Source organism: Amycolatopsis lurida (genome assembly GCF_900105055.1).
In the GTDB taxonomy this organism is placed as follows: domain Bacteria; phylum Actinomycetota; class Actinomycetes; order Mycobacteriales; family Pseudonocardiaceae; genus Amycolatopsis; species Amycolatopsis lurida.
The window spans coordinates 4,398,526-4,419,075 of the sequence record NZ_FNTA01000004.1; the positions used below are offsets into that span (position 1 = coordinate 4,398,526).

Genomic DNA, 20,550 nt, shown 5'->3' on the forward strand with positions numbered 1-20,550 from the left:
GTAAGCGGATGAGCGACGAGGGTGAATTATTCCTCCGAAGAGCCGAAGCCGGATTTCGCCGTGGTCACGCCGACCCAGCGTTCCGCCCGCATCCCGACCGCCCGTGCTCCGTCCACATTGGACTGCCGGTCGTCGAAGAACAGGCAGTCGGCCGGTTCGGCGCCGAGTTCGGCGAGCAGGATCCGGTAGATCTTCGCGTCGGGCTTCAGGCAGCCGAGGTCACCGGAAAAGAGCTTCACGCGGAACAGCTTCGCCCACTCCTGCTCGCGCACCCAGCGGCCGAAGGTGGACGACGCGTTCGAGAGCAGCGCGAGCGCCGCGCCCGCTTCGTGCAGCCCTTCCAGCAGTTCGAGCACGTCAGGCTCGACATGTGTCCAGCCGGTGACGTCGATGGAGGTCAGTTCGTCGGAGAACGCCTTGTCCACCGGGACGTCCAGCGCACGGCCGATGCTCTGCCAGTACTCGAGGTCCGTGCCGCCGGAGTCGTACCGGACCCGTTCGGCCCAGTAGTGCGGTTCGAAGTCGGCGACTTCGAGGCCGAAGGCCTTGGCCAGGGTCGGCAGCGCGTCGGTGTGCGCGCTGATGACGTCGCCGTAGTCGAAGACGATCCAGTTCACGTTCAGCCCCCGGTCTTGACGCGGTGAAGGGTTTCCTCGATGTCCGCCGCCGAAAGGTCCCGGTGCGCCACGAACCGGATCCGGCCGGAGCTGGGCAGCGTCAGGATCCCGAGCCCGGCCAGCCACGCCAGCCTGCCTTCGAGGTCGGGAGCGGCCACCTGCACGATGTTGGTTTCGGGGGTGTTGACCTCCCAGCCGTGCTCCGCGAGCCCGGCCGCGAGCCGTGTCGCGTTCTCGTGCGTCTCGGCGAGGTCGCCGATGCGGTCCAGCGCGACCATGCAGGCCGCGGCCAGCACACCGCCCTGGCGGATGCCGCCGCCGAGCATCTGGCGCATCCGGCGGCCCTTCTCGACGAACTCGGCGCTGCCCGCCACCACCGAGCCGACGGGCGCCCCGAGTCCCTTGGAGAAGCAGGCGGAAACGGTGTCGACGCCGACCGTGAGCGCCGCGGGCGGGATCCCCAGCGCGACCGACGCGTGCCAGATGCGGGCGCCGTCGAGGTGCACGGTCAGCCCGGCCTCCTTCGCCACCGCGACCAGCTGGGCGTGCTCGTCGGGCGGGGTCACCGCGCCACCGGCCGTGTTGTGCGTGTTCTCCAGGCACAGCAGCGGCGTGTGCAGCGCGTAGTACGGCCCGCGGGGGACGCCGATCGCGGCCGAAAGCGTTTCCGGCGTCGGCCGCCCCGGTCCGGCGTCGTGCTCCAGCGGCTCCGGCATGCCGCCCGCGAGCCAGGCGGCGGACCCGAGCTCGTCGGTGATCACGTGCGAGCCGCGCGGCGCGAGGAACCGGTCACCACGCTGGAGGTGAATGCTCAACGCGATCAGGTTCGCCATCGTCCCGGTCGGCGTCCAGAGCGCGGCGGGCATGCCGAGCAGCTTCGCGGCGCGCTGTTCCAGTGCGCCGACGGTCGGATCGCCGTCGAGGACGTTGTCGCCGACCTCGGCCTTCGCCATGGCCTGGCGCATGACGTCGTCCGGCCGGGTGACGGTGTCGGAGCGGAAATCGATCTGCGGGAGAGAGCGCGAGGTCACGGTACGATCACATCACATCGACGGGCCTGCGGTGAATCTCCTCCCCGGCTGGTCCGCCACGCCCGCTCATGCAACCGTGGACGCCCCCGGTTCCGTCCTACCCACCGACGAGGCAAGAGCGGAGACAAAAACCGCGTGAACCAGCGCGACGAACAAGAGTTCGCGGAGTACTTCGCCGCGAAGCGGGACTCCGTGCGCAGGACCGCGTACATGCTCTGCGGTGACTGGCATCGTGCGGACGACCTCGCGCAGACGGCGTTCGTCGCGCTGCACCGGAGGTGGAAGAAGATCAGAGAACGGGCGGCGACCGACGCCTACGTGCGGAAGACGCTGGTCAGGGCGGCCATCGACGAGTCGAGGCGGCCGTGGCGGCGGGAGTGGCAGACCGAGGAGCTGCCCGAACCGCCGCAGGACGGCTTCGACCTCGGCGAGCAGGTCGTCACCAGGGAGGACCTGCTGGCCGCGTTGCGTGAAGTGCCCCCGAAGCAGCGGGCCGTGCTGGTGCTCAGGTTCTTCGAAGGGCTGGACGTCGGTGCGGCGGCGAAGGCGCTCGGGTGCAGCGAAGGAAATGTTAAGAGCCAGACCGCGCGAGGGCTGGCGAACCTCAGGCAGGTCATGGAGAAGGAGGAGGTGGCACGGGATGGACGAGAATGACCTGAAGGCGTTGTTCCGTGACGCCCCCGGCGACGCGCCGTCGCCGACCTTCGACACCGCCGACGTGGTCCGCGCCTCGAAACGCGCCACCGCTCGACGCCGAAACGGTATCGCGGTGGCCTGTAGTGCGGTGGTTTTGGTCTTGGCCGGAGTGGGCATGTTCGGCGTGCTCGGCGGCAGCGAGCTCCAGATGGGGAGCGCGGTCAAATCCGACAACGAAGCGGCCTCCGCGGGGCAACCCGGGGCGGCGTCCGTACGTCCTCTTGACAGCGGGGACGCCTCGAACTTCTCGAACCCGCCGCCTCAGCAGGGGGGCGACGGGTCAGAGAGGACCGGCCAGAAGACGGCCGAAGGCACCTACGGGTGCGACCAGGTGGACCGGGAGCTCGCCACCGCCCTCGCTGGCGAGCTCCCGGTCCCCGTGGATGTCGCCAAATCGACGCCCGGCGACCTCTGTACGACGGGAGCGAGGTCCGCGGGGTTCCCGGTGCCGGGCGGCACGGTCTCCGCCGCGGTCTTCCCGGCAGGGTCGTCGGTCCCGACCCTGCCGACAGGGGCGTCCAGTGCCCAGCGGACCACCGCCAAGGGATCACTGGTGGTCGTGGTGAGCCTCGGCGACGGCTCGGGCAGGCCCGCCCTCCCCGAGTCCGACGTCGACAGGCTGGCCGGCGTGCTCGCCGCCCGCTACTGAGCGCGCCTGGCAAAATAGCCCGCCATGACCGCCGCAGCGACCACACCGAAGGGTGAGCGACGCCGGGCCGAGCTCATCGAGGCCGCCGCGTCGCTGCTGGCCGAGGGTGGTTTCGACGCCGTGCGGCATCGTGCGGTCGCCGAACGCGCCGGGCTGCCGCTGGCCTCGACGACGTACTACTTCGACTCGCTCGAAGAGCTGGTCACCGCCGCGGTGGAACATCACGCGAAGGTGGAATTGGAGACCGGGCGGCGTCGCCTCGACGAGCTGGCGACCCGCAACCGCGGTGTCGAAGCCACCGTCGACCTGGTGCTGGACATGCTCCTCGGCCCGCTCCGCCCTGATCGCGAGGCCGACGCCGAAGCGGTCCTCCTGCGCTACGAACGCCTCGTCGGGACAGGCCGCCGCCCGTACCTTCGGCCCTTGATGCGGACGCTGTCCGCGCAGCTGTACGAACTGCTCCACGAGATCTTCGCGCGCTCCGGCACACCCGTGGACGGCACCGAACTGGAGCGGTTGGTCGCCCTGGTCGACGGTGCCGTGGTCAATGCGCTGATCGAGGTCGACCCGGAGCCGCGCGCCGCCGCCGCCCGGATGCTCCAACGCGCCCTCGACCCCCGCAATTAGTCACCTACTTGCAGTCAGGGCGAGGTGTCACGGCGCGCTTGTGGCGCAAGTAGGTGACGAATTGCGGGGGGTTAGTCTGGCCGCGTGACGGACAAGCCCCGCATCCCCAACGTGCTCGCCGGCCGCTACGCCTCGCCTGAGCTGGTCGAACTGTGGTCCCCGGAACGCAAGGTCGTGCTGGAGCGTGAGCTCTGGCTCGCCGTGCTCCGCGCGCAAGCCGACCTCGGCGTCGAGGTGCCGGACGGTGTCGTCGCCGACTACGAACGTGTGCTGGGGGAGGTCGACCTCGACTCCATCGCCGCGCGCGAGCGGGTCACCCGGCACGACGTGAAGGCCCGCATCGAGGAGTTCAACGCGCTCGCCGGGCACGAGCACGTCCACAAGGGCATGACGTCGCGGGACCTCACCGAGAACGTCGAGCAGCTGCAGGTGCTGCGTTCGCTGGAGCTGGTCCGCGGCCGCGTCGGCGCGGTGCTCGCCCGGCTCACGGCGATCGCGGTCGAACACGCCGACACGGTGATGGCGGGCCGTTCGCACAACGTCGCCGCGCAGGCCACGACGCTCGGCAAGCGCTTCGCCACCGCCGCGGACGAGCTGCTGGTCGCCTTCGACCGGCTCGAAAACCTCATCGGCCGCTACCCGCTGCGCGGGATCAAGGGCCCGGTCGGCACCGCGCAGGACATGCTGGACCTGCTCGGCGACGAGTCCACTTTGGACGAACTGGAGTCGCGGGTCGCGGCCCACCTCGGCTTCGAGAACGTGTTCACCAGCGTCGGCCAGGTGTACCCGCGTTCGCTCGACTTCGACGTGCTGTCCACCGTCGTCCAGCTCGCGGCCGCCCCGTCGAGCCTCGCGAAGACCATCCGCCTGATGGCCGGCCACGAGCTGGTCACCGAAGGCTTCAAGCCGGGCCAGGTCGGCTCGTCGGCCATGCCGCACAAGATGAACACCCGTTCGTGCGAGCGCGTCAACGGGCTCGCCGTGGTGCTGCGCGGCTACCTGTCGATGATCGGCGAACTCGCCGGCGACCAGTGGAACGAAGGCGACGTGTCCGACTCCGTCGTCCGCCGGGTCGCGCTGCCCGACGCGTTCTTCGCGCTCGACGGTCTGCTGGAGACCTTCCTCACGGTGCTGGCCGAGTTCGGTGCCTTCCCGGCGGTCATCGGACGTGAGCTCGATCGCTATCTGCCGTTCCTCGCGACCACCAAGGTGCTCATGGCCTCGGTCCGGGCGGGCGTCGGGCGTGAAACCGCTCACGAGGCGATCAAGGAGAACGCCGTCGGCGTCGCGCTCGCGATGCGGGAGCAGGGGCTGGCGGAGAACGACCTCCTCGACCGGCTCGCCGCCGACGAGCGCATCCCGCTCGACCGCGGTGAGCTGGACAAACTCCTCGCGGACCGGATCTCGTTCACCGGTGTCGCGCCCCGTCAGGTGGCCGCGATCGCGGCCCGCGTCGAGGGCATCCTGGAGCGTTTCCCGGAGGCGGTGAACTACTCGCCGGCACCGATCCTCTGACCGCGCGTGAAGGCCCCCTTCCCTCGGCTCAGCCGAGGGAAGGGGGCCTTCACGCGCGTTGTGAGCAGCCCCACCCCGGGGTGTTCACAGAGTGAGACGAAGTTACTCGATCGGGCGAAATGCCTAATCTCGATCGCTGAACCCGGAGCGCCAGGCCGCCCATGAGGCGGCCTGGCGTGTTTGTATCGCGCCTTGCGCGCCGAAACCCACGGAAGAAGCGATGAGATCCACGCTGTCGAAATTCGTCGCCGTCGTCACGGCCGGAGCGGCCACCCTCGCCCTCGCCGCCTGCGGCTCCGGTGACGCGGGCGCGAGCGGCCAGAAGCTGCGGGTCGGCACCCTGACCGACGCGCCGCCGTCCATCTACCTGGAGAACGGCACCTTCACCGGCTACGACAACGAACTGCTGCGCGACATCGCGAAGCGCGAGGGCTTCGAGGTCGAGTTCGTCGGCACCGAGTTCGCCGGTCTGCTCGCCGCCGTCGCCACCAACAAGTTCGACATCGGCAGCTCCACGATCTCCACCACCGAGGCCCGCAAGAAGACCGTCGCGTTCAGCAACGGCTACAGCACCGGGTTCACCACGATCCTCACCAGGAAGGGCGCGTCCCTCAAGGACGTCGGCGCCTTCGCTGGCAAGCGGCTCGGCGTCGTGCAGGCGTCGGTGCAGGACGACTTCGCCAGCGGCAAGGTCCCGGGCGCCAACGTCGTCCGCTTCCCGGACTACAACGCCGGTTTCGCGCAGCTGAAGGCCGGCAGCCTCGACGGCTGGGTCGTGCCGAAGGACATCGGGCAGAAGTACATCGACCAGAACCCGGACGTGCCGCTGGAGTTCGGCTACACCGTCGAGACCAAGGACACGCCGTCCGCGTTCGCCGTCCGCAAGGACAACAAGGAACTGCTGAAGAAGCTCAACGACGGCCTCGCGAAGGCCGTGGCGGACGGCACCGTCGCCCGCCTGCACGCTCAGTTCTTCAAGACCGAGCCGCTGCCCAAGGAACTCGAAAAGGGCGGCCCCGGCCTGCCCGTCCAGAACGCGGGGGTCTGAACCATGAAGAAAACCTTGCTCGCCACGCTGGCCGCGGGCCTCGTCGCCGTCCTCGCCGCTTGCGGTGGCGGCGAGTCCGCCACCGAGAAGACCCTGCGCGTCGGGACGCTGAGCGACGCGCCGCCGAACATCTACGTCGAGAACGGCAACTACACCGGCTTCGACAACGAGCTGCTGAAGGCCATCGCCACCAAGCAGAACCTGAAGCTCGAGTTCGCCTCGACCGACTTCTCCTCGCTGCTGGGCCAGGTCGCGAACAACCAGTTCGACATCGGTAGCTCGGCCATCGCGCAGACCGACGAGCGCAAGAAGAACGTCGACTTCTCCAGCCCGTACAACTTCGAGGTCATGAGCATCCAGACCAAGGACGGCTCGCCGATCACCGAGGAGAAGGGCCTTTCCGGCAAGCGGGTCGCGGTCATCCAGGCGACCGTCGGCGACAAGTGGCTCACCTCGACGGTGCCCGACGCGCAGGCCGTGCGCTTCCCCGGGTACGCGCCGGCGCTGGCCGCGCTCAAGAGCGGTGCCGTCGACGCCTACATCCTCGACCAGGCGATCGCCGAGACGAACGTCAAGGAGAGCACCGACGCGAAGCTCAAGGTCGTCAAGTCCTTCACCACCGACGTGCCCCACGGTTTCGCGGTGAAGAAGGGCAACACCGAGCTGCTCACCAAGATCAACGAAGGCCTGAAGCAGGTCATCGCCGACGGCACCTGGGTCAAGCTGCACGAGAAGTTCCTGCCGACGGCCCCGGTCCCGGCCCAGTTCAAGGCGTGAGGATCACGATGAAGAAGTCACTCGCCGCCGCTGTCGGCGCCGTCCTCGTGGCGGTGCTGGCAGCGTGCGGTGGCGGTGAAAGCGCCAGTGCCGGCACGTTGCGCGTCGGCACGCTCAGCGACTCGAAACCCAACGCCTATCAGGAAAACGGCGTGTTCACCGGGTTCGACAACGAGCTGCTGAAGGCCATCGCCGCGCACCAGAACCTGAAGCTCGAGTTCGTCTCCACGGAGTTCTCGACCCTGCTGAGCCAGGTCGCCAACGGCAAGTTCGACATCGGCAGCTCGGGGATCTCGCAGACCGACGAACGCCGCAAGACCGTCGACTTCTCGGCGCCGTACAACTACCAGTCGCTCGGCATCGAGGCCCGCGAGGGCACCGGTATCACCGACGAGAACTCCTTGGCGGGCAAACGGATCGGGGTCGTGCAGGGCACGGTGTCGGACAGCTGGCTGGCGGCCAACGCGCCCACCGCGCAGGCCGTGAAGTTCCCGCAGGACGCCGCGACCCTCGCCGCGCTCAAATCGGGCGCGATCGACGGCGCGATCTTCGACCAGGCGACCGCCGAGGACTACGCGGCGAAGAACCCGGACGCGAAGCTCAAGGTGGTCAAGGCGATCACCACGACCATCCCGCACGGCTTCGCGGTCAAGAAGGGCAACACCGAGCTGGCCGGCAAGATCAACGCCGGGCTCAAGGCGGTCATCGCCGACGGGACATGGGAAAAGGTGCACCAGCGGTTCGAGCCGAACGCGCCGGTGCCCGCGGAGTTCAAGGCCGGGCAGAAGTAAGTGGACGATTTCCTCAACACCTTTCTGAACTGGGAGTACATCTGGGAGGTCTTCCCTGACCTCCTCGGGACCGGCCTGCTGAACACACTGATCCTGTCGGTGTTCTCGGCGCTGATCGGCACCGTGCTCGGCATGCTGCTGGCCACCATGGGCCTGTCCAGCAAGGCGTGGCTGCGCTGGCCCGCCCGGGTGTACACGGACATCTTCCGCGGCCTGCCCGCGATCCTGACCATCCTGGTGATCGGGCAGGGCGGCGGGATCCTGATCCCGTCGCTGTCCCGGAATCCGTACCCGCTGGGCATTCTGGCGCTGAGCCTGATCGCCGCCGCGTACATCGGCGAGATCTTCCGCGCCGGTATCCAGAGTGTCGAAAAAGGACAGATGGAGGCCAGCCGCGCGCTGGGCATGAGCTACACCAAGGCGATGACGCTCGTCGTCATCCCGCAGGGGGTGCGGCGTGTGCTGCCCGCGCTGGTGAACCAGTTCATCGCGCTGGTCAAGGACTCCAGCTTGGTGTACTTCCTCGGCTTCCTCGCCGAACAGCGCGACCTGTTCCGCATCGGGCAGGACCTCGCGGCGAACACCGGGAACCTGTCGCCGCTGGTCGCGGCGGGTGCGGTGTACCTGGTGATCACCGTGCCGCTGACGCATCTGGTCAACTACATCGACAAGAAGCTGCGCACCGGCAAGAAGATCCGGGTCGACGACGACGGCGGCCAGACGGAACTGCTGAACGCCGGAAAGGTGCCGATGTCATGACGACCGCCGTACGTTCCTCCAGCGTCGAACTCCGCGACATCCACGTCTCCTTCGGCACCCTCGAAGTGCTGAAGGGCGTGAACCTCAAGGTCGAGAAGGGGCGCACGACCTGCATCATCGGCCCGTCCGGCTCCGGCAAGTCGACGTTGCTGCGCTGTGTGAACCGCCTCCAGGAGCCCGACTCGGGCGACCTGCTGCTGGGCGGCGAGAGCGTCATCTCGTCCGACCCGGACGCGCTGCGGCAGCGGGTCGGGATGGTGTTCCAGCACTTCAACCTGTTCGGGCACCGCAGCGTGCTGGACAACATCACGCTGCCGCTGCGCAGCGTCCGGAAGCTCGGCAAGGCGGAGGCGGCGGAGATCGCGCACGCCCGGCTCGCCGAGGTCGGCCTCGCCGACAAGGCGCCGTACCGGCCGAGCGCGCTCTCGGGCGGGCAGCAGCAGCGGGTCGCGATCGCGCGGGCGCTCGCCATGGAGCCCGAGGTCATGCTGTTCGACGAGGCGACCAGCGCGCTGGACCCGGAGCTGGTCAAGGGCGTCCTCACCCTGATGGCCGGGCTGGCCGAGCGCGGCCTGACGCTGCTCGTGGTCACCCACGAGATGGGTTTCGCGCGCGGCGTCGCCGACGAGGTCGCGTTCATGGACGACGGGAAGATCGTCGAGCAGGGTGCTCCGGAGGCGATCTTCGACGCTCCGCGGAGCGAGCGGCTTCAGCGGTTCCTGTCGCAGGTGTTGTGAGAAGCCGGCGAGCAAGGGCGGCGGTGGCGTGGTGGGGCACGTCTCGTGAGTGGTAAGGACGGTTCTAACCGTCCTTACCACTCACGAGACCTGACTCGTTAACCTGCGGCTATGGCGAGAGTGGCGAAGCTGGTCTATTACCCGGTCAAGGGCTGCGCCGGGACGTCGGTCGAAACGGCCGACGTCACCCCGGCGGGGCTGCGGTTCGACCGTGCCTGGATGGTCGTCTCCCCGGACGGCGAGTTCCGCAGCCAGCGGAAGCATCCGGTGATGGCCTCGATCCGGCCGGCGGTCCTGGACGACGGCGCCCGTCTGCGGCTCGCCGCTCCCGACGTCGAGGATCTGCTGGTCGAGACGGTCACGGACGGGCCGCGGCATCCCGCGGCGACGTTCACCTGGCAGGGCAAGGGCGTCCATCAGGGTGCCGAGGCCGCCGAGTGGTTCTCCGCCGTCCTCGGGCTGCCGTCGGTGTTCGTCGGCCTCGCGCCCGAGCACGAACGCGTCACCAACGGTGAGATTCCGGGCACCGCGGCCTTCGCCGACGCGCACGCGGTCCTGCTGACCTCCGAGTCCTCTTTGGACGGTCTGAACGAACGCATCGCGTCGCGTGGTGCCGAGGCCGTGCCGATGGATCGCTTCCGGCCCAACATCGTCGTCTCGGGCTGGCCGGAGCCGCACCGCGAGGACGACGTCCGCTCGCTCACCGCCGGTGGTCTCGACCTGGGGTACGCCAAGGTCTGCATCCGCTGCACGGTGCCGATGGTCGACCAGGAGACCGGCCAGAAGGCCGGCCCCGAACCGATCCGTTCGCTCGCCGACTACCGCCGCGAGCCCGAGGGCGGCGTCTCGTTCGGGATCAAGATGGCGGTGACCGGCCCGGGTCAGGTGTCCGTCGGCGACGAGGTGATCGTGCACTCCTGGGCGGGCCCCAGCCCGAGCACGTCCGAGGCCGAACCGCCGTTCACGGCGACCGCGAGCCGTCCCGCCGAATCGGTGTAAAGCACGTTCCGGCCCGGCGGCACCGTGCCGAAGGTGTCGCCGACCAGTGCTTTCACCAGCACGTGTTCGCTGCTGACGGAGACCGTGCCGGACAGTCCGGCCAGTTCGAGGTCGGCGGGGCTCGCGGCGAGCTGGACGTTGCCGAAGTGGTCGACCGTGAGCACCTCGGCCACCAGCTTGCCGGGGAACACCGCCACGAACGGGTCCGGCAGGCGCACGAGGTCGTCGACGCGCGGCCCGAACTCCTCCGGGGCGACGCCGAGCGCGAGATGCGCCGCCGCGGGGGCGAAGACGTCACGCCCGTGGAACGTCGACGAAGTCACCGGAAGGCGGTATTCCGGCGCCGCGAGTTCGTACGCGGCTATCACCCCGGTGAGTGTTTCGGCGGCGGGAATGAGGAGTCCGTTGTCCGGGCCGACGAGCATTCCGCGCTCGGTGACCACCACGACACCGCGCCGCGCCGTGCCGACGCCGGGGTCCACGACGGCGAGATGGACGGACTCCGGCAGGTACGGCACGGTCTGGGCGAGTACCTCGGCGCCGGTCCTGACCTGCTGCGGAGGGATCTCGTGGCTCACGTCGATCACCCGTACGGACGGCGCGATCCGCGCGATCACGCCGTGGCACGCGGCCACGAAACCGTCTCTCAGCCCGTAGTCGGTCGTGAACGAAACGCAGTGGATCGGCATGATCAGCCATCATCCTTGATCGCTAGGGTGCAGCCGTGACGACGCTCGAATACCCGAAGATCGCCGCCGGCAAGGTCCGTGAGCTCTACGCCGTCGATGACGAGCATCTGCTGCTCGTCACTTCGGATCGGATCTCCGCCTGCGACGTCGTCTTCGACACGCCCATCCCGGACAAGGGGCGGGTGCTCACCGCGATGAGCGTGTTCTGGTTCTCCCTGCTCTCCGATGTCCTCCCCAACCACCTGGTCTCCTACGAAGACGAACGCATCCCCGCCGAGGTCCGCGGCCGCGCGCTGCTGGTGCGGCGGCTGGCGATGCTGCCGCTCGAAGCCGTCGCCCGCGGTTACCTCACCGGTACCGGCCTCGCCGATTATCGCGCGTGCGGCAGGGTTTGCGGGGTCGAACTTCCCCCGGGCCTGACCGAGTCGTCCCGGCTCCCCGAACCGATCTTCACGCCGGCGACGAAGGCCGACCGCGGCTCGCACGACGAGAACATCGCCTTCTCCGACGTCGTCGGGCAACTCGGCCGCGAACGGGCCGAGGAGGTCCGAGACGCGACGCTGGCGGTGTACCGCCGCGGCGCGGAGTTCGCCGCCGAACGCGGCATCCTGCTCGCGGACACGAAGCTCGAATTCGGCATCGACCGCGAGGGGAACCTCGTGCTCGCCGACGAGGTCCTGACCCCGGACTCCTCGCGCTACTGGCCGGCCGGTGGATACGCGCCGGACAGCCCGCAGCCGTCGTTCGACAAGCAGCCGCTGCGGGATTGGCTCACCAGTCCCGCGTCCGGCTGGCATCGCCGGGACAGACCGGGGTCACCGCCCTTGCCCGAGGACATCGTCGCCGCCACGCGGGCGAGGTACATCGAGTCCTACGAACGCATCACCGGCCGGTCGCTGCAGGATTGGCCCGCCTGACCTGCGGAGTTCACTCCGACGTCAGGCGAGCGAAAGCCCCGGCTGGCTCACTGGTGGGGTGGATGCACGTTTGCTGGTTTCCCTGTCCGGCGTGACCACCCGGACGTTGCACCGCTGTGCCGATCTCGCGGCCGAACTCGACCGGCGCAGGGTCCCGTTGTCCGTGCTCTACGCCGCTCGCACCGGCGAGGGCCCCGTGACCGAGTGGGTCAGGACGCGCCGCACCCAGGGCGACTCCGTCCTCCTGCACGGTTACGACCATCAGGTACCGCCTACCCATCGCGCCGTCTACCTGGGTAAACGCGCCGAGTTCGCGGCGCTTCCCGCGCACGAGGCGCGGCTGCGGCTCATCGCGGCGAAGGCGGCGCTCGACGCCAACGGCATGGCCGTCGACGGTTTCGCGCCACCGCGCTGGATCGCTTCCGAGGGCACCCTCCAGGCTCTGCGAGAGCACGGGTTCAGGCTGTGCGCGGACCTGGCCTCGGTACGGGACCTGGTGTCCGGTGAGGTGCGGCGCGCCAGGGTGCAGGAGTTCGGCGGGCCCTCGCACCGGACGGAGACCGTCCGGTGTTTCGCGCTGGTGCTGGCCGCCGCCAGGGCCGCGCGCCGCGGCGGGCTCGTCCGGCTCGGCATCGACGCCGCGGACCTCGCCCGGCCGGGGCTGCGGCAGGCGTTCCTCGACGCCGTCGACGTCTCGCTGGAGAACCGCGCTTTCGGAGCCACCTACGGCTCGCTCTCTCGAACGCGGGTTAAATTGTCGGGATGACCGACGAGGGAGACGCACCGGCGACGCTGATGCGGCTCTGGCGGCGAGCGGAGCGCCCGACGCGCGGCAGGCCGTCCGTACTCGACATCGACAGTGTCGTGGCGGCCGCGGTGGACCTCGCCGATCGTGAAGGCGTCGCGAACGTGACGCTGGCGAGCGTGGCGAAGGATCTGGGCGTCACGAAGATGTCCCTGTACCGCCACATCGGTTCGAAGGCGGAGCTGCTGGAGCTGATGGCCGACTTCGCCATCGGCGATCCGCCGCGGGTGGAGTCCACCGGCCAGTGGCGGGCCGAGCTGACCAGGTTGGCCGAGGCCAACCGCGATGTCCTGATGAAGCACCCGTGGCTGGTCGAGCTGCCGCTCACCGGTCCTCCGGCCGGGCCGCACGCGGTCGCCTGGATGGACGCGATCCTGCGCACGCTGCGCGACACCGGCCTCGACTGGGGCACCAAGGGCGGGATCCTGGTGCTGGTCGGCGGCTATGTCCGCCTCGCTTGCGCGCAGGCCATCCAGCTCGCCGAGGGAAGGAAAGGCAGAGGGTTGAGCCAGGCGCAGGCCGAGCAGGCCTACGGCAAAGGCCTCGCCGCGCTGATCGACCCCGAGCGTTTCCCCGATGCCGCGGGCTTCCTGGCCTCAGGACTCGGTGACTCCGGCCAGAACTCCGACTTCGACTTCGGTCTCGGCGTCGTGCTCGACGGCATCGCCGCTCTCGTCGACGCCAGCTGACAAGGCACCTCCCTGCCTTTAGTATCCGTCGGACATTAATTAGTGTACGTTGGATACTAAAGGGGGATCCATGACATCGACACCGACGGGTGAGCGTGTGCTCGCACCGGATCTGGCCAGGGGTTTCGCGCTCCTGCTCGTCGCGCTGGCGCATACCGCGAGCATCTTCCTCGGGAACACGCCGGGCGTGGACCAGACGCCGCAGGGTCTGGAACGGCCGTACTTCGTGCTGCTGTTCGTGTTCGTCCACGCGTGCGCGCTGCCGTTGTTCGGCATGATGCTCGGCTACGGGATGGTGCAGTTCGCCGACCGCCAGGAAGCGCTGGGGCAGCCGTGGCCGCGGACGCGTGGCATTCTGCTTCGCCGTCACGCGTGGCTGCTGGTTTTCGGTGCCGTCGACGGGGTGCTGTTCTTCTCCGGGGACGTGCTCGGCGCGTACGGCGTGATCGGCGTGGTGTTCACCCTGCTGCTCTTGAGGCGTGGCAAGGGTTTCTACCGGATTCCGATGGTGTACCTCGGGTTCGGCGTCTGCTACCTCGCCGTGCTGATGTACCTGGTGCTCACCGGGAACTCCGGGAGCGCGCCGGTCCCGTCCGTCGAGGACGTGTCGTCACTGGCGCCGACGTACGGCGACGCCGTGCGCGAGCGCCTCACCGAATGGCCGATGAGCACGGCGGTCCTGCTGTCGTCGATCCTCTTCGTCTGGGTCGGCGCCTGGGCCGCGAAGAAACGCGTGCTGGAGGAGCCGAACCGAAAGGTTCTCCTCGTCGGCCTGTTCGGCGGCTTCGGCGTCGCGATCGCGGGTGCGTTGCCGATGGGCCTGTTCGCCGGAGATCACGTCGGCTTCGACGAGGGGACCGCCGGGCTCGCCAAGCTGATGTACGAAGGAGCCGGTCTGTTCGGCGCGATCGGATACATCAGCCTGTTCGGACTCATCGGCATGACGGTCGGCGAGAAGCGCCGCGGTGTCGTGGCCACCGCGATCTCCGCGCTCGGCCAGCGGACGTTGAGCGCGTACCTGTTCCAGTCGGTGGCGTGGCTGATCCTGGCGCCGCCGTTCATGCTGGGTCTCGCCGGTGAGACGTTCGTGGCGGCCGCGTGCGGGCTCGGCGTGTGGCTGCTGACGGTGGTCGTCGCGTACCTGATGCACCGCAGGTCCTATCGGGGGCCTGCGGAGATCCTGGTGCGGAAACTGGCATATCGGAGCTAAAGCTTCACCGGCTCCCCGACATCGAGCACCTTCACCTCGGTGCCTTCCGGGGCGAGGTTCGCGAACAGGCCGTAGTGCATCTGCGGCCGCGCGAGGACGGCTTCGTGGATCGGCACGGCGAGGCGCGGCGACACCGCACGCAGGTAGTCGACGGCCTCGCCTGCCTTGAGCCAAGGGGCGCCGGTGGGCAGGCCGAGGATGTCGATCTTCTGCTCCGGCACGAAGAACGAGTCGCCAGGGTGGTAGAACGCGCCGTGGTCGACGATGTAGCCGACGTTCGGGATCACCGGGATCTCCTCGTGGATCACCGCGTGCTCACCCCCGACGACGTTGACGGCGCTGGACCCGATTTCGAAGGCGTCCCCGGGATTCGCGATCTGGAATTCGGTGCCGATCTTTCCCACCGCTTCGGCGGAACCCGGATCGACGATCAGTCGCACCCCGGGGTTCGCCGCCAGCAGCGCGGGCAGCCTTTCCATGTCGAGGTGGTCGAAATGCTGATGGGTGATCAGGATGGCGTCCAGCTCACGCTCGCCTTCGAAGCCCGCGGAGAAGGTGCCGGGGTCGATCAGGATCCGCGCGCCCTCGGTCTCCAGAAGGGTGCAAGCGTGTCCAAAGTGGACAATACGCATCGGTGTTCTCCTTCGCGGTAGTTCGATTCCAGCCTATGCCCGGAGCAGGGCGTCGCCAAGTTCGGTGCGCAGGTAGCGCACTTCGCGGCCTCGGCGCCGCGTGTCGAGCAGGCCCGCCGCGCGCATCGCGGTCAGATGCTGCGAGACCGTCGGCGCGGAGAAGCCCAGCCTGCGCGCCAGTTCGGTCGTGCTCGCGGGTTCGTTGAGCGTCGTGAGCAGCGCGGCCTTCGTTCTGCCGAGTACTCCCGCGAGCGCATCGGGCGGACGTTCGGGATCCGACCAGAGTTCGGCCACCCCGCGAGCCGGGTACAGCAGCGAAGGCTGCCACGGCTCCATCGCGATCACCCCGACCGAAGGCCACGCGAAGACGCCGGGGATCAGCAGCAATCCGCGTCGGTCGAGGTGGACGCGGCCGCGTTCCTTCATTTCGATCACCAGGACGTCGCCGACGAGCCGAACGCGCGGGTGGATGTCTTCGAGCACCAGCGCGATCCCGCCGGCGGCGAGGCGTCGTGAGCGTTCCTCGATGTCGGCGACGAGGAAGCGGCGCATCCGGGGCCAATGCGGTTCGACCAGTTCGGTCCAGGCGATCTCCATCTGGCTCGCCAGCAGATCCCTCGCCTCGGCGGGATCTTCCGGCAGTCCGCTCAGGTCGGCGTCTACTTTGGACAGTTCATGCGCGACCTGCTCCGGTGCCGTACGGCGGATTTCGGCGAGCTGGGCCGACGCGGTGGTCTCCGGGCCGCTCGGCGGCGGGCTGAGGAAATCGGTGATGTAGTGCCGCGCGCTCATCACCTTCGCGAAGCCGTCGATGGGCAGGTCCGGCAGCTGCGCGGCGGCCTCGCGCAGCCACGGCAGATGGCTCGGATGCCCGCGCCGTCCGAGCAGCGTCTGCATCGCTCCCATGGTCTCGTCGAGCGGGGAGATGCCGAAGCGGACACGGTTGGCGCTCTCGGCGGTCAACACCAGCTCGATCATCGGATTAGGTTATGTCCTAATCAATGGTCGGCACCAGACCAGGTTCGGCAGGGTTCGTGACATGACGTTGCTGCGGAATTCCGGGTATTGGCGCTGGTCGGCGGGGGTGCAGCTGAACCGGCTGCCCGGCATGATGGCGCCGCTGGCCTTCACCGTGCTGACGACCGCGACGACCGGCTCGTATCGGCTCGGCGGGATCATGATGGCCGTTTTCGTCGCCGCCGAGATGGTCGGCGCCGTGCCGACGGGACGGCTGCTCGACCGTGTCGGCCCCGCGCGCGGTCTCGTCGTGCTGCTTCCGCTGGTCGCCGCGGGACTGTTCCTGCTGGCCGCGGTCGCTTCCGCGGGGGCCCCGGACTGGGTGCTGCTCGCGCTGGCGATCCCGCCGGGGCTGGTCGCGGGCGGGTTGAACGGCGGTTTCCGGACGCTGCTCGCCGCGACGGTGACCGAGGACGAACTGCCGAGGGCCGTGTCGGTGGACGCGATGATCCTGGAGGGCGTCATCGTCGGTGGACCGCTGCTGGTGGCGCTCCTGGCGACGTCCGGTCCGGTCGTCCCGATCCTCGCGATGGCCGTCGTCGCCCTGCTCGCGGCCCTGCTCGTGCCGCGGCGCGCCGTCACCCAGAGTCCACAAAGGACGGCCGAGCGCCAGTCGATCCCGGTCGCCGCGTGTGTGCCCTGGCTGGCGGGGTTGTTCACCGTCGGGCTCCTGTTGTCGACCATCGAGGTCGGGCTGCTGCCGCTGGTCCTGCGCCTCGGCGCGCCCGAATCGGCGACGGCCATCGTCATCGTGGTGCTGTGCGGCGCCAGCATCGCCGGGAGCGCGCTCTACGCGGCGCGGGGGAAGGCCGGTGATCCGCGGCTGTTCCTCGCCGGTTTCGTGCTCGGCGGGATCGTGGTTTCGGCGGGCTTCGGCTGGGCCGGGCTGCTCGGCGGGGTCGCGCTGATCGGGCTCTGCACCGGCCCGCTGATGGCCGTCTCGTCGGTCAACCTGCAGAAGCTGCTGCCGGAACGCCGCCGGTCGGAGGGGTTCTCGCTGGCCTTCACCGTGCAGGCGTCGGGCTTCGGGCTGGGTTCGCTGGCGATCGGGGTGCTGCCGGTCTGGCTGGCCCCGCTTCTCGGTGTCCTTGCGGCGCTCGTCTCCTGTGCGATGCTGGTGGCACGCCCCAGGCGAGCTATTGGCACGCCGTCAGTAACGTCGTAGCCTGGGCTTTGAGCCGAGACACGGGAGAAGTCGATGACCGCAGTCCAGCCGAAGCCGACCGCGCACAGCGTGGGGGAGACCTTCGATTCCCTCAGCCCGGCGACCGACGAGGTCGTCGGCACCTACCCGGTGCACACCGCCGACGACGTCCGCGCCGCCATCGCCCGCGCGAAGGACGCCGCCGAATGGTGGGCCGGGCTCGGCTACGACGGCCGCGCCGAACGCCTGCGCCGCTGGAAGGGCGTCATCACCCGCAGGCTGCCGCAGCTGTGCCAGGTCGTGCGCGACGAGACCGGGAAGCCGATCGCCGACGCGCAGCTGGAGAGCGTCCTCGCCATCGAGCACATCGCGTGGGCGGGCAAGCACGCGCGCAAGATCCTCGGCAAGCAGCGCCGCGCGGCCGGGCTGATGATGTCGAACCAGGCGGCGACGGTCGAGTACCAGCCGCTCGGCGTCGTGGGCGTGATCGGCCCGTGGAACTACCCCGTCTTCACGCCGCTCGGCTCCATCGCGTACGCCCTCGCCGCCGGCAACACCGTCGTCTTCAAGCCGAGCGAGTACACGCCCGGCGTCGGGAAATGGCTGGTCGACGCCTTCACCGAGGTCGTCCCGGAGTGGCCGGTGCTTCAGCTGATCACCGGCTTCGGCGAGACCGGCGCTTCGCTCGTCACGGGAGGCGTCGACAAGATCGCCTTCACCGGTTCGACCGGCACGGGCAAGAAGATCATGGCCGCGGCCGCCGAGACGCTGACCCCGGTCATCATCGAGGCCGGCGGCAAGGACGCCGTCCTGGTCGACGCGGACGCCGACCTCGAAGCCGCCGCCGACGCGACCGTCTGGGGCGCGTTCTCCAACTCGGGCCAGACCTGCATCGGCGTCGAGCGCGTGTACGTCCACGAGCGTGTGCATGACGAGTTCGTCGCGAAGGTCGTCGAGAAGTCGAAAGACGTGCGGGCCGGCTCGGACGCGGCCGCGCAATACGGCCCGGTGACGATGCCTTCGCAGCTCGCGGTGATCAAGCGCCACATCGCGGACGCCATCGAACGCGGCGGGAAGGCGCTGGTCGGCGGCGTCGACGCGGTCGGAGACCGCTACGTTCAGCCGACGGTGCTCGTCGACGTGCCCGAGGACTCCGTGGCGGTCCAGGAGGAGACGTTCGGCCCCACCGTCACCATCGCCAAGGTCCGCGACATGGACGAGGCCGTCGCGAAGGCCAACGACACGAAGTACGGCCTCGGTTCGACGGTGTTCTCGAAGTCGCGCGGCCTTGAACTGGCCGGCCGTCTGCGCACCGGCATGACGTCGATCAACGCGCCGCTTTCCTTCGCCGGTATCGCTTCGCTGCCCTTCGGCGGCGTCGGCGACTCGGGCTTCGGTCGCATCCACGGACCGGAAGGCCTGCGCGAGTTCGCCCGCCCGAAGGCCGTCGCGCGGCAGCGTTTCACCGCGCCGATCGTGCTGACCTCGTTCTCGCGCAAGGAAAAGACGGACGCTCTGGTCGCGAAGCTGATCACGGTGCTGCACGGAAAGCGCTGAGCTGAGGGACGCTTTCCCCGCATGAGATGCGGGGAAAGCGTCCTTCAGCCTCGGCCCCGGATGAGGTCCGCGGCCTTCTCCGCCACCATGATCGTCGGCGCGTTCGTGTTCCCGCGCGGCACCACGGGCATCACCGACGCGTCGACCACGCGCAACCCGTCCACTCCACGCACCTTCAGCGACGGGTCCACGACGGCGTTCTCGCCCGTCCCCATCGAGCAGGTCCCGACCGGGTGGTACAGCGTCTGCGTCTTCTCGCGCACGTAGTCGGCCAGTTCGCCGTCGGTCAGGTCGTGGCGCTCCGGCAGGAACGGCTTGTCCAGATACCGCGCCAGCGGACCGGACTTCCCGATCTCCACCAGGGCGCGCATCCCGGCGAGCATCTTCTCCATGTCCACGGACTCGGCGTAGTAGGCGGGGTCGATTTCCGGCTTCCACAACGGATTCGACGACTTCAACCGCAGACGGCCCCGGCTCGCGACGTCCACCAGGGTCGCCGCCGAAGTGAAGCCGGGCACTGTCGGTTCCCGCATTCCGTTGTCGTAGAACAACGTCGGCGCGACGTGGATCTGCATATCCGGCGGCGAGACACCGTCCGCGGCGGGGAAGAACGCGCCCGCCTCGCCGATGTTCGAGGCCAGCGGGCCGCGTTTGGTGAGCTGGTAACGCACCAGACCGCCCGGCGTCGCCGCGTCCACGAGGTCGGTGGTGCCGCGGGTCGACCAGATGATCCCGCAGGCGGGGTGGTCGTGCAGGTTGTCGCCGACACCGGGAAGCGCGGCCACGACGTCGATCCCGTGCTCCCGCAGGTGCTCCGCCGGGCCGATGCCGGAAAGCATCAGCAGTTGCGGCGAGTTCACCGCACCACCGCTCAGCAGGACCTCCGTCGACGCGCGCACCGTCGTCTCGGCACCCTTGTCCAAATAGGACACACCGACGGCGCGCGTGCCTTCGAAGACGACGCGGGTGGCTTGCGCGTTGGTCCGCACGGTGAGGTTCGGGCGCGCCAACGCGGGCCGCAGGTACGCGTCGGCCGTCGACCAGCGGCGGCCCTTTTTGCACGTCACCTGGTAGACACCGGCGCCTTCCTGCGACTCGCCGTTGAAGTCGTCTGTGCGCTTGAGGCCCCAGGCGACGGCGGAATCCACCCAGGCGAGGGAAAGCTCGTGCGTGAAACGCCGGTCCTCGACGTTCAGCGGACCGTCGGTGCCGTGCAGCGGCCCGCCGAGCCGCTGGTTCCCCTCCGCCCGTTTGAAGTACGGCAGGACGTCGTCGAAACCCCAGCCCTCGGCGCCGTGCCCGTCGCGCCAGCCGTCGTAGTCGGCGCGGTTGCCGCGGATGTAGATCATCGCGTTGATCGACGAACAGCCGCCGAGTGTCTTCCCACGCGGCCAGTACAGCGTCTTGCCGGTGTGCTTCTGCTCGACCGTCTCGTAGTTCCAGTCCCATTTGGTCTTGAACAGGCCGGGGAAGGCGGCGGGGATGTGGATCTCGTCGGCGTCGTCCTCGCCGCCCGCCTCGAGCAGGAGCACCCGCGCCGACGGATCCTCGCTCAGCCGATTCGCCAGTACGCATCCCGCGCTGCCCGCGCCGACGATCACGTAGTCGAAGGAGTCCTGATCGGCCACGGTGCCTCCTGCTGCT

Annotated in this window: 22 protein-coding genes; 16 read left to right on the forward strand and 6 right to left on the reverse strand. The window is 69.1% G+C overall.

Features of this window, described 5'->3' with window-relative positions; genetic code table 11:
• Positions 1 to 26: 26 nt before the first annotated feature.
• Entirely contained in the window at positions 27 to 617 is a 591-nt protein-coding gene (locus tag BLW75_RS26005) for an HAD family hydrolase (protein ID WP_034312515.1), read from the reverse strand.
• 2 nt (positions 618 to 619) lie between these two features.
• A complete protein-coding gene (locus tag BLW75_RS26010; protein WP_034312518.1) occupies positions 620 to 1,648 on the reverse strand; it encodes a threonine aldolase family protein in 1,029 nt (342 codons plus the stop codon).
• A gap of 135 nt (positions 1,649 to 1,783) precedes the next feature.
• Here BLW75_RS26010 and BLW75_RS26015 point away from each other — a divergent pair, with 135 nt between their 5' ends.
• The 10 genes from BLW75_RS26015 to BLW75_RS26060 all read left to right on the forward strand — a co-directional run bounded on the left by BLW75_RS26015 (position 1,784) and on the right by BLW75_RS26060 (position 10,246).
• On the forward strand, positions 1,784 to 2,302 hold the full coding sequence (locus BLW75_RS26015) for a SigE family RNA polymerase sigma factor (RefSeq protein WP_005152531.1): 519 nt from the start codon (positions 1,784 to 1,786) through the stop codon (positions 2,300 to 2,302).
• Positions 2,289 to 2,993, forward strand: coding sequence for a hypothetical protein (locus BLW75_RS26020; RefSeq protein WP_034312520.1), 705 nt, complete (start codon positions 2,289 to 2,291; stop codon positions 2,991 to 2,993). The genes BLW75_RS26015 and BLW75_RS26020 overlap by 14 nt, the downstream gene beginning before the upstream one ends.
• Positions 2,994 to 3,017: 24 nt before the next feature.
• A complete protein-coding gene (locus tag BLW75_RS26025; protein WP_034312521.1) occupies positions 3,018 to 3,620 on the forward strand; it encodes a TetR/AcrR family transcriptional regulator in 603 nt (200 codons plus the stop codon).
• 84 nt (positions 3,621 to 3,704) lie between these two features.
• Positions 3,705 to 5,135 (forward strand): adenylosuccinate lyase, encoded by a 1,431-nt coding sequence (purB, locus tag BLW75_RS26030; protein WP_034312524.1) that lies wholly within the window; start codon positions 3,705 to 3,707, stop codon positions 5,133 to 5,135.
• A 220-nt stretch (positions 5,136 to 5,355) separates the two neighbouring features.
• Positions 5,356 to 6,183, forward strand: coding sequence for a substrate-binding periplasmic protein (locus BLW75_RS26035; RefSeq protein ID WP_091598350.1), 828 nt, complete (start codon positions 5,356 to 5,358; stop codon positions 6,181 to 6,183).
• Between the two features lie 3 nt (positions 6,184 to 6,186).
• Entirely contained in the window at positions 6,187 to 6,960 is a 774-nt protein-coding gene (locus BLW75_RS26040; RefSeq protein WP_034312527.1) for an ABC transporter substrate-binding protein, read from the forward strand.
• A gap of 8 nt (positions 6,961 to 6,968) precedes the next feature.
• On the forward strand, positions 6,969 to 7,751 hold the full coding sequence (locus tag BLW75_RS26045) for an ABC transporter substrate-binding protein (protein WP_034312660.1): 783 nt from the start codon (positions 6,969 to 6,971) through the stop codon (positions 7,749 to 7,751).
• A complete protein-coding gene (locus BLW75_RS26050) occupies positions 7,752 to 8,510 on the forward strand; it encodes an amino acid ABC transporter permease (RefSeq protein ID WP_034312529.1) in 759 nt (252 codons plus the stop codon).
• A complete protein-coding gene (locus BLW75_RS26055) occupies positions 8,507 to 9,247 on the forward strand; it encodes an amino acid ABC transporter ATP-binding protein (RefSeq protein WP_034312531.1) in 741 nt (246 codons plus the stop codon). Before BLW75_RS26050 ends, BLW75_RS26055 begins: the two co-directional genes overlap by 4 nt.
• A 111-nt stretch (positions 9,248 to 9,358) precedes the next feature.
• Complete coding sequence (locus BLW75_RS26060) at positions 9,359 to 10,246, forward strand: MOSC domain-containing protein (protein ID WP_034312533.1); 888 nt, start codon at positions 9,359 to 9,361, stop codon at positions 10,244 to 10,246.
• Here BLW75_RS26060 and BLW75_RS26065 read toward each other — a convergent pair.
• Complete coding sequence (locus tag BLW75_RS26065) at positions 10,129 to 10,935, reverse strand: SAM hydrolase/SAM-dependent halogenase family protein (RefSeq protein WP_091598353.1); 807 nt, start codon at positions 10,933 to 10,935, stop codon at positions 10,129 to 10,131. The two genes, BLW75_RS26060 and BLW75_RS26065, sit on opposite strands and share 118 nt — an antisense overlap.
• A 35-nt stretch (positions 10,936 to 10,970) precedes the next feature.
• Between BLW75_RS26065 and BLW75_RS26070 the strand changes: the two genes are divergently transcribed.
• The 4 genes from BLW75_RS26070 to BLW75_RS26085 all read left to right on the forward strand — a co-directional run bounded on the left by BLW75_RS26070 (position 10,971) and on the right by BLW75_RS26085 (position 14,556).
• Positions 10,971 to 11,852, forward strand: a complete 882-nt coding sequence (locus BLW75_RS26070; RefSeq protein ID WP_034312536.1) for a phosphoribosylaminoimidazolesuccinocarboxamide synthase — start codon at positions 10,971 to 10,973, stop codon at positions 11,850 to 11,852.
• Between the two features lie 58 nt (positions 11,853 to 11,910).
• The gene (locus BLW75_RS26075) at positions 11,911 to 12,618 is read left to right on the forward strand and encodes a DUF2334 domain-containing protein (RefSeq protein WP_241783618.1); all 708 of its coding nucleotides are present in this window, start codon (positions 11,911 to 11,913) and stop codon (positions 12,616 to 12,618) included.
• Entirely contained in the window at positions 12,615 to 13,346 is a 732-nt protein-coding gene (locus BLW75_RS26080) for a TetR/AcrR family transcriptional regulator (RefSeq protein ID WP_034312539.1), read from the forward strand. The genes BLW75_RS26075 and BLW75_RS26080 overlap by 4 nt, the downstream gene beginning before the upstream one ends.
• 70 nt (positions 13,347 to 13,416) lie before the next feature.
• Positions 13,417 to 14,556: a DUF418 domain-containing protein gene (locus tag BLW75_RS26085; RefSeq protein ID WP_034312541.1), complete on the forward strand. Its 1,140-nt coding sequence runs from the start codon at positions 13,417 to 13,419 to the stop codon at positions 14,554 to 14,556.
• Here BLW75_RS26085 and BLW75_RS26090 read toward each other — a convergent pair.
• Positions 14,553 to 15,188, reverse strand: coding sequence for an MBL fold metallo-hydrolase (locus tag BLW75_RS26090; RefSeq protein WP_034312543.1), 636 nt, complete (start codon positions 15,186 to 15,188; stop codon positions 14,553 to 14,555). The two genes, BLW75_RS26085 and BLW75_RS26090, sit on opposite strands and share 4 nt — an antisense overlap.
• A 33-nt stretch (positions 15,189 to 15,221) precedes the next feature.
• Positions 15,222 to 16,166, reverse strand: coding sequence for an ArsR/SmtB family transcription factor (locus BLW75_RS26095; RefSeq protein ID WP_034312546.1), 945 nt, complete (start codon positions 16,164 to 16,166; stop codon positions 15,222 to 15,224).
• Positions 16,167 to 16,227: 61 nt separating this feature from the next.
• Here BLW75_RS26095 and BLW75_RS26100 point away from each other — a divergent pair, with 61 nt between their 5' ends.
• Positions 16,228 to 17,370, forward strand: a complete 1,143-nt coding sequence (locus tag BLW75_RS26100; protein WP_034312548.1) for an MFS transporter — start codon at positions 16,228 to 16,230, stop codon at positions 17,368 to 17,370.
• Between the two features lie 33 nt (positions 17,371 to 17,403).
• Positions 17,404 to 18,906 (forward strand): aldehyde dehydrogenase family protein, encoded by a 1,503-nt coding sequence (locus tag BLW75_RS26105; protein WP_034312551.1) that lies wholly within the window; start codon positions 17,404 to 17,406, stop codon positions 18,904 to 18,906.
• 44 nt (positions 18,907 to 18,950) lie between these two features.
• Here the strand turns inward: BLW75_RS26105 and BLW75_RS26110 are convergent, their stop codons facing one another.
• On the reverse strand, positions 18,951 to 20,534 hold the full coding sequence (locus tag BLW75_RS26110; RefSeq protein WP_034312552.1) for a GMC family oxidoreductase: 1,584 nt from the start codon (positions 20,532 to 20,534) through the stop codon (positions 18,951 to 18,953).
• Between the last annotated feature and the right edge of the window lie 16 nt (positions 20,535 to 20,550).

Coding starts and splice junctions, on each gene's coding strand:
- BLW75_RS26020 (WP_034312520.1), top strand. CDS start 2,289: ATGGACGAGAATGACCTGAAGGCGTTGTTCCGTGACGCCCCCGGCGAC.
- BLW75_RS26025 (WP_034312521.1), top strand. CDS start 3,018: ATGACCGCCGCAGCGACCACACCGAAGGGTGAGCGACGCCGGGCCGAG.
- BLW75_RS26035 (WP_091598350.1), top strand. CDS start 5,356: ATGAGATCCACGCTGTCGAAATTCGTCGCCGTCGTCACGGCCGGAGCG.
- BLW75_RS26040 (WP_034312527.1), top strand. CDS start 6,187: ATGAAGAAAACCTTGCTCGCCACGCTGGCCGCGGGCCTCGTCGCCGTC.
- BLW75_RS26045 (WP_034312660.1), top strand. CDS start 6,969: ATGAAGAAGTCACTCGCCGCCGCTGTCGGCGCCGTCCTCGTGGCGGTG.
- BLW75_RS26055 (WP_034312531.1), top strand. CDS start 8,507: ATGACGACCGCCGTACGTTCCTCCAGCGTCGAACTCCGCGACATCCAC.
- BLW75_RS26060 (WP_034312533.1), top strand. CDS start 9,359: ATGGCGAGAGTGGCGAAGCTGGTCTATTACCCGGTCAAGGGCTGCGCC.
- BLW75_RS26065 (WP_091598353.1), bottom strand. CDS start 10,935: ATGCCGATCCACTGCGTTTCGTTCACGACCGACTACGGGCTGAGAGAC.
- BLW75_RS26080 (WP_034312539.1), top strand. CDS start 12,615: ATGACCGACGAGGGAGACGCACCGGCGACGCTGATGCGGCTCTGGCGG.
- BLW75_RS26085 (WP_034312541.1), top strand. CDS start 13,417: ATGACATCGACACCGACGGGTGAGCGTGTGCTCGCACCGGATCTGGCC.
- BLW75_RS26090 (WP_034312543.1), bottom strand. CDS start 15,188: ATGCGTATTGTCCACTTTGGACACGCTTGCACCCTTCTGGAGACCGAG.
- BLW75_RS26095 (WP_034312546.1), bottom strand. CDS start 16,166: ATGATCGAGCTGGTGTTGACCGCCGAGAGCGCCAACCGTGTCCGCTTC.
- BLW75_RS26100 (WP_034312548.1), top strand. CDS start 16,228: ATGACGTTGCTGCGGAATTCCGGGTATTGGCGCTGGTCGGCGGGGGTG.
- BLW75_RS26105 (WP_034312551.1), top strand. CDS start 17,404: ATGACCGCAGTCCAGCCGAAGCCGACCGCGCACAGCGTGGGGGAGACC.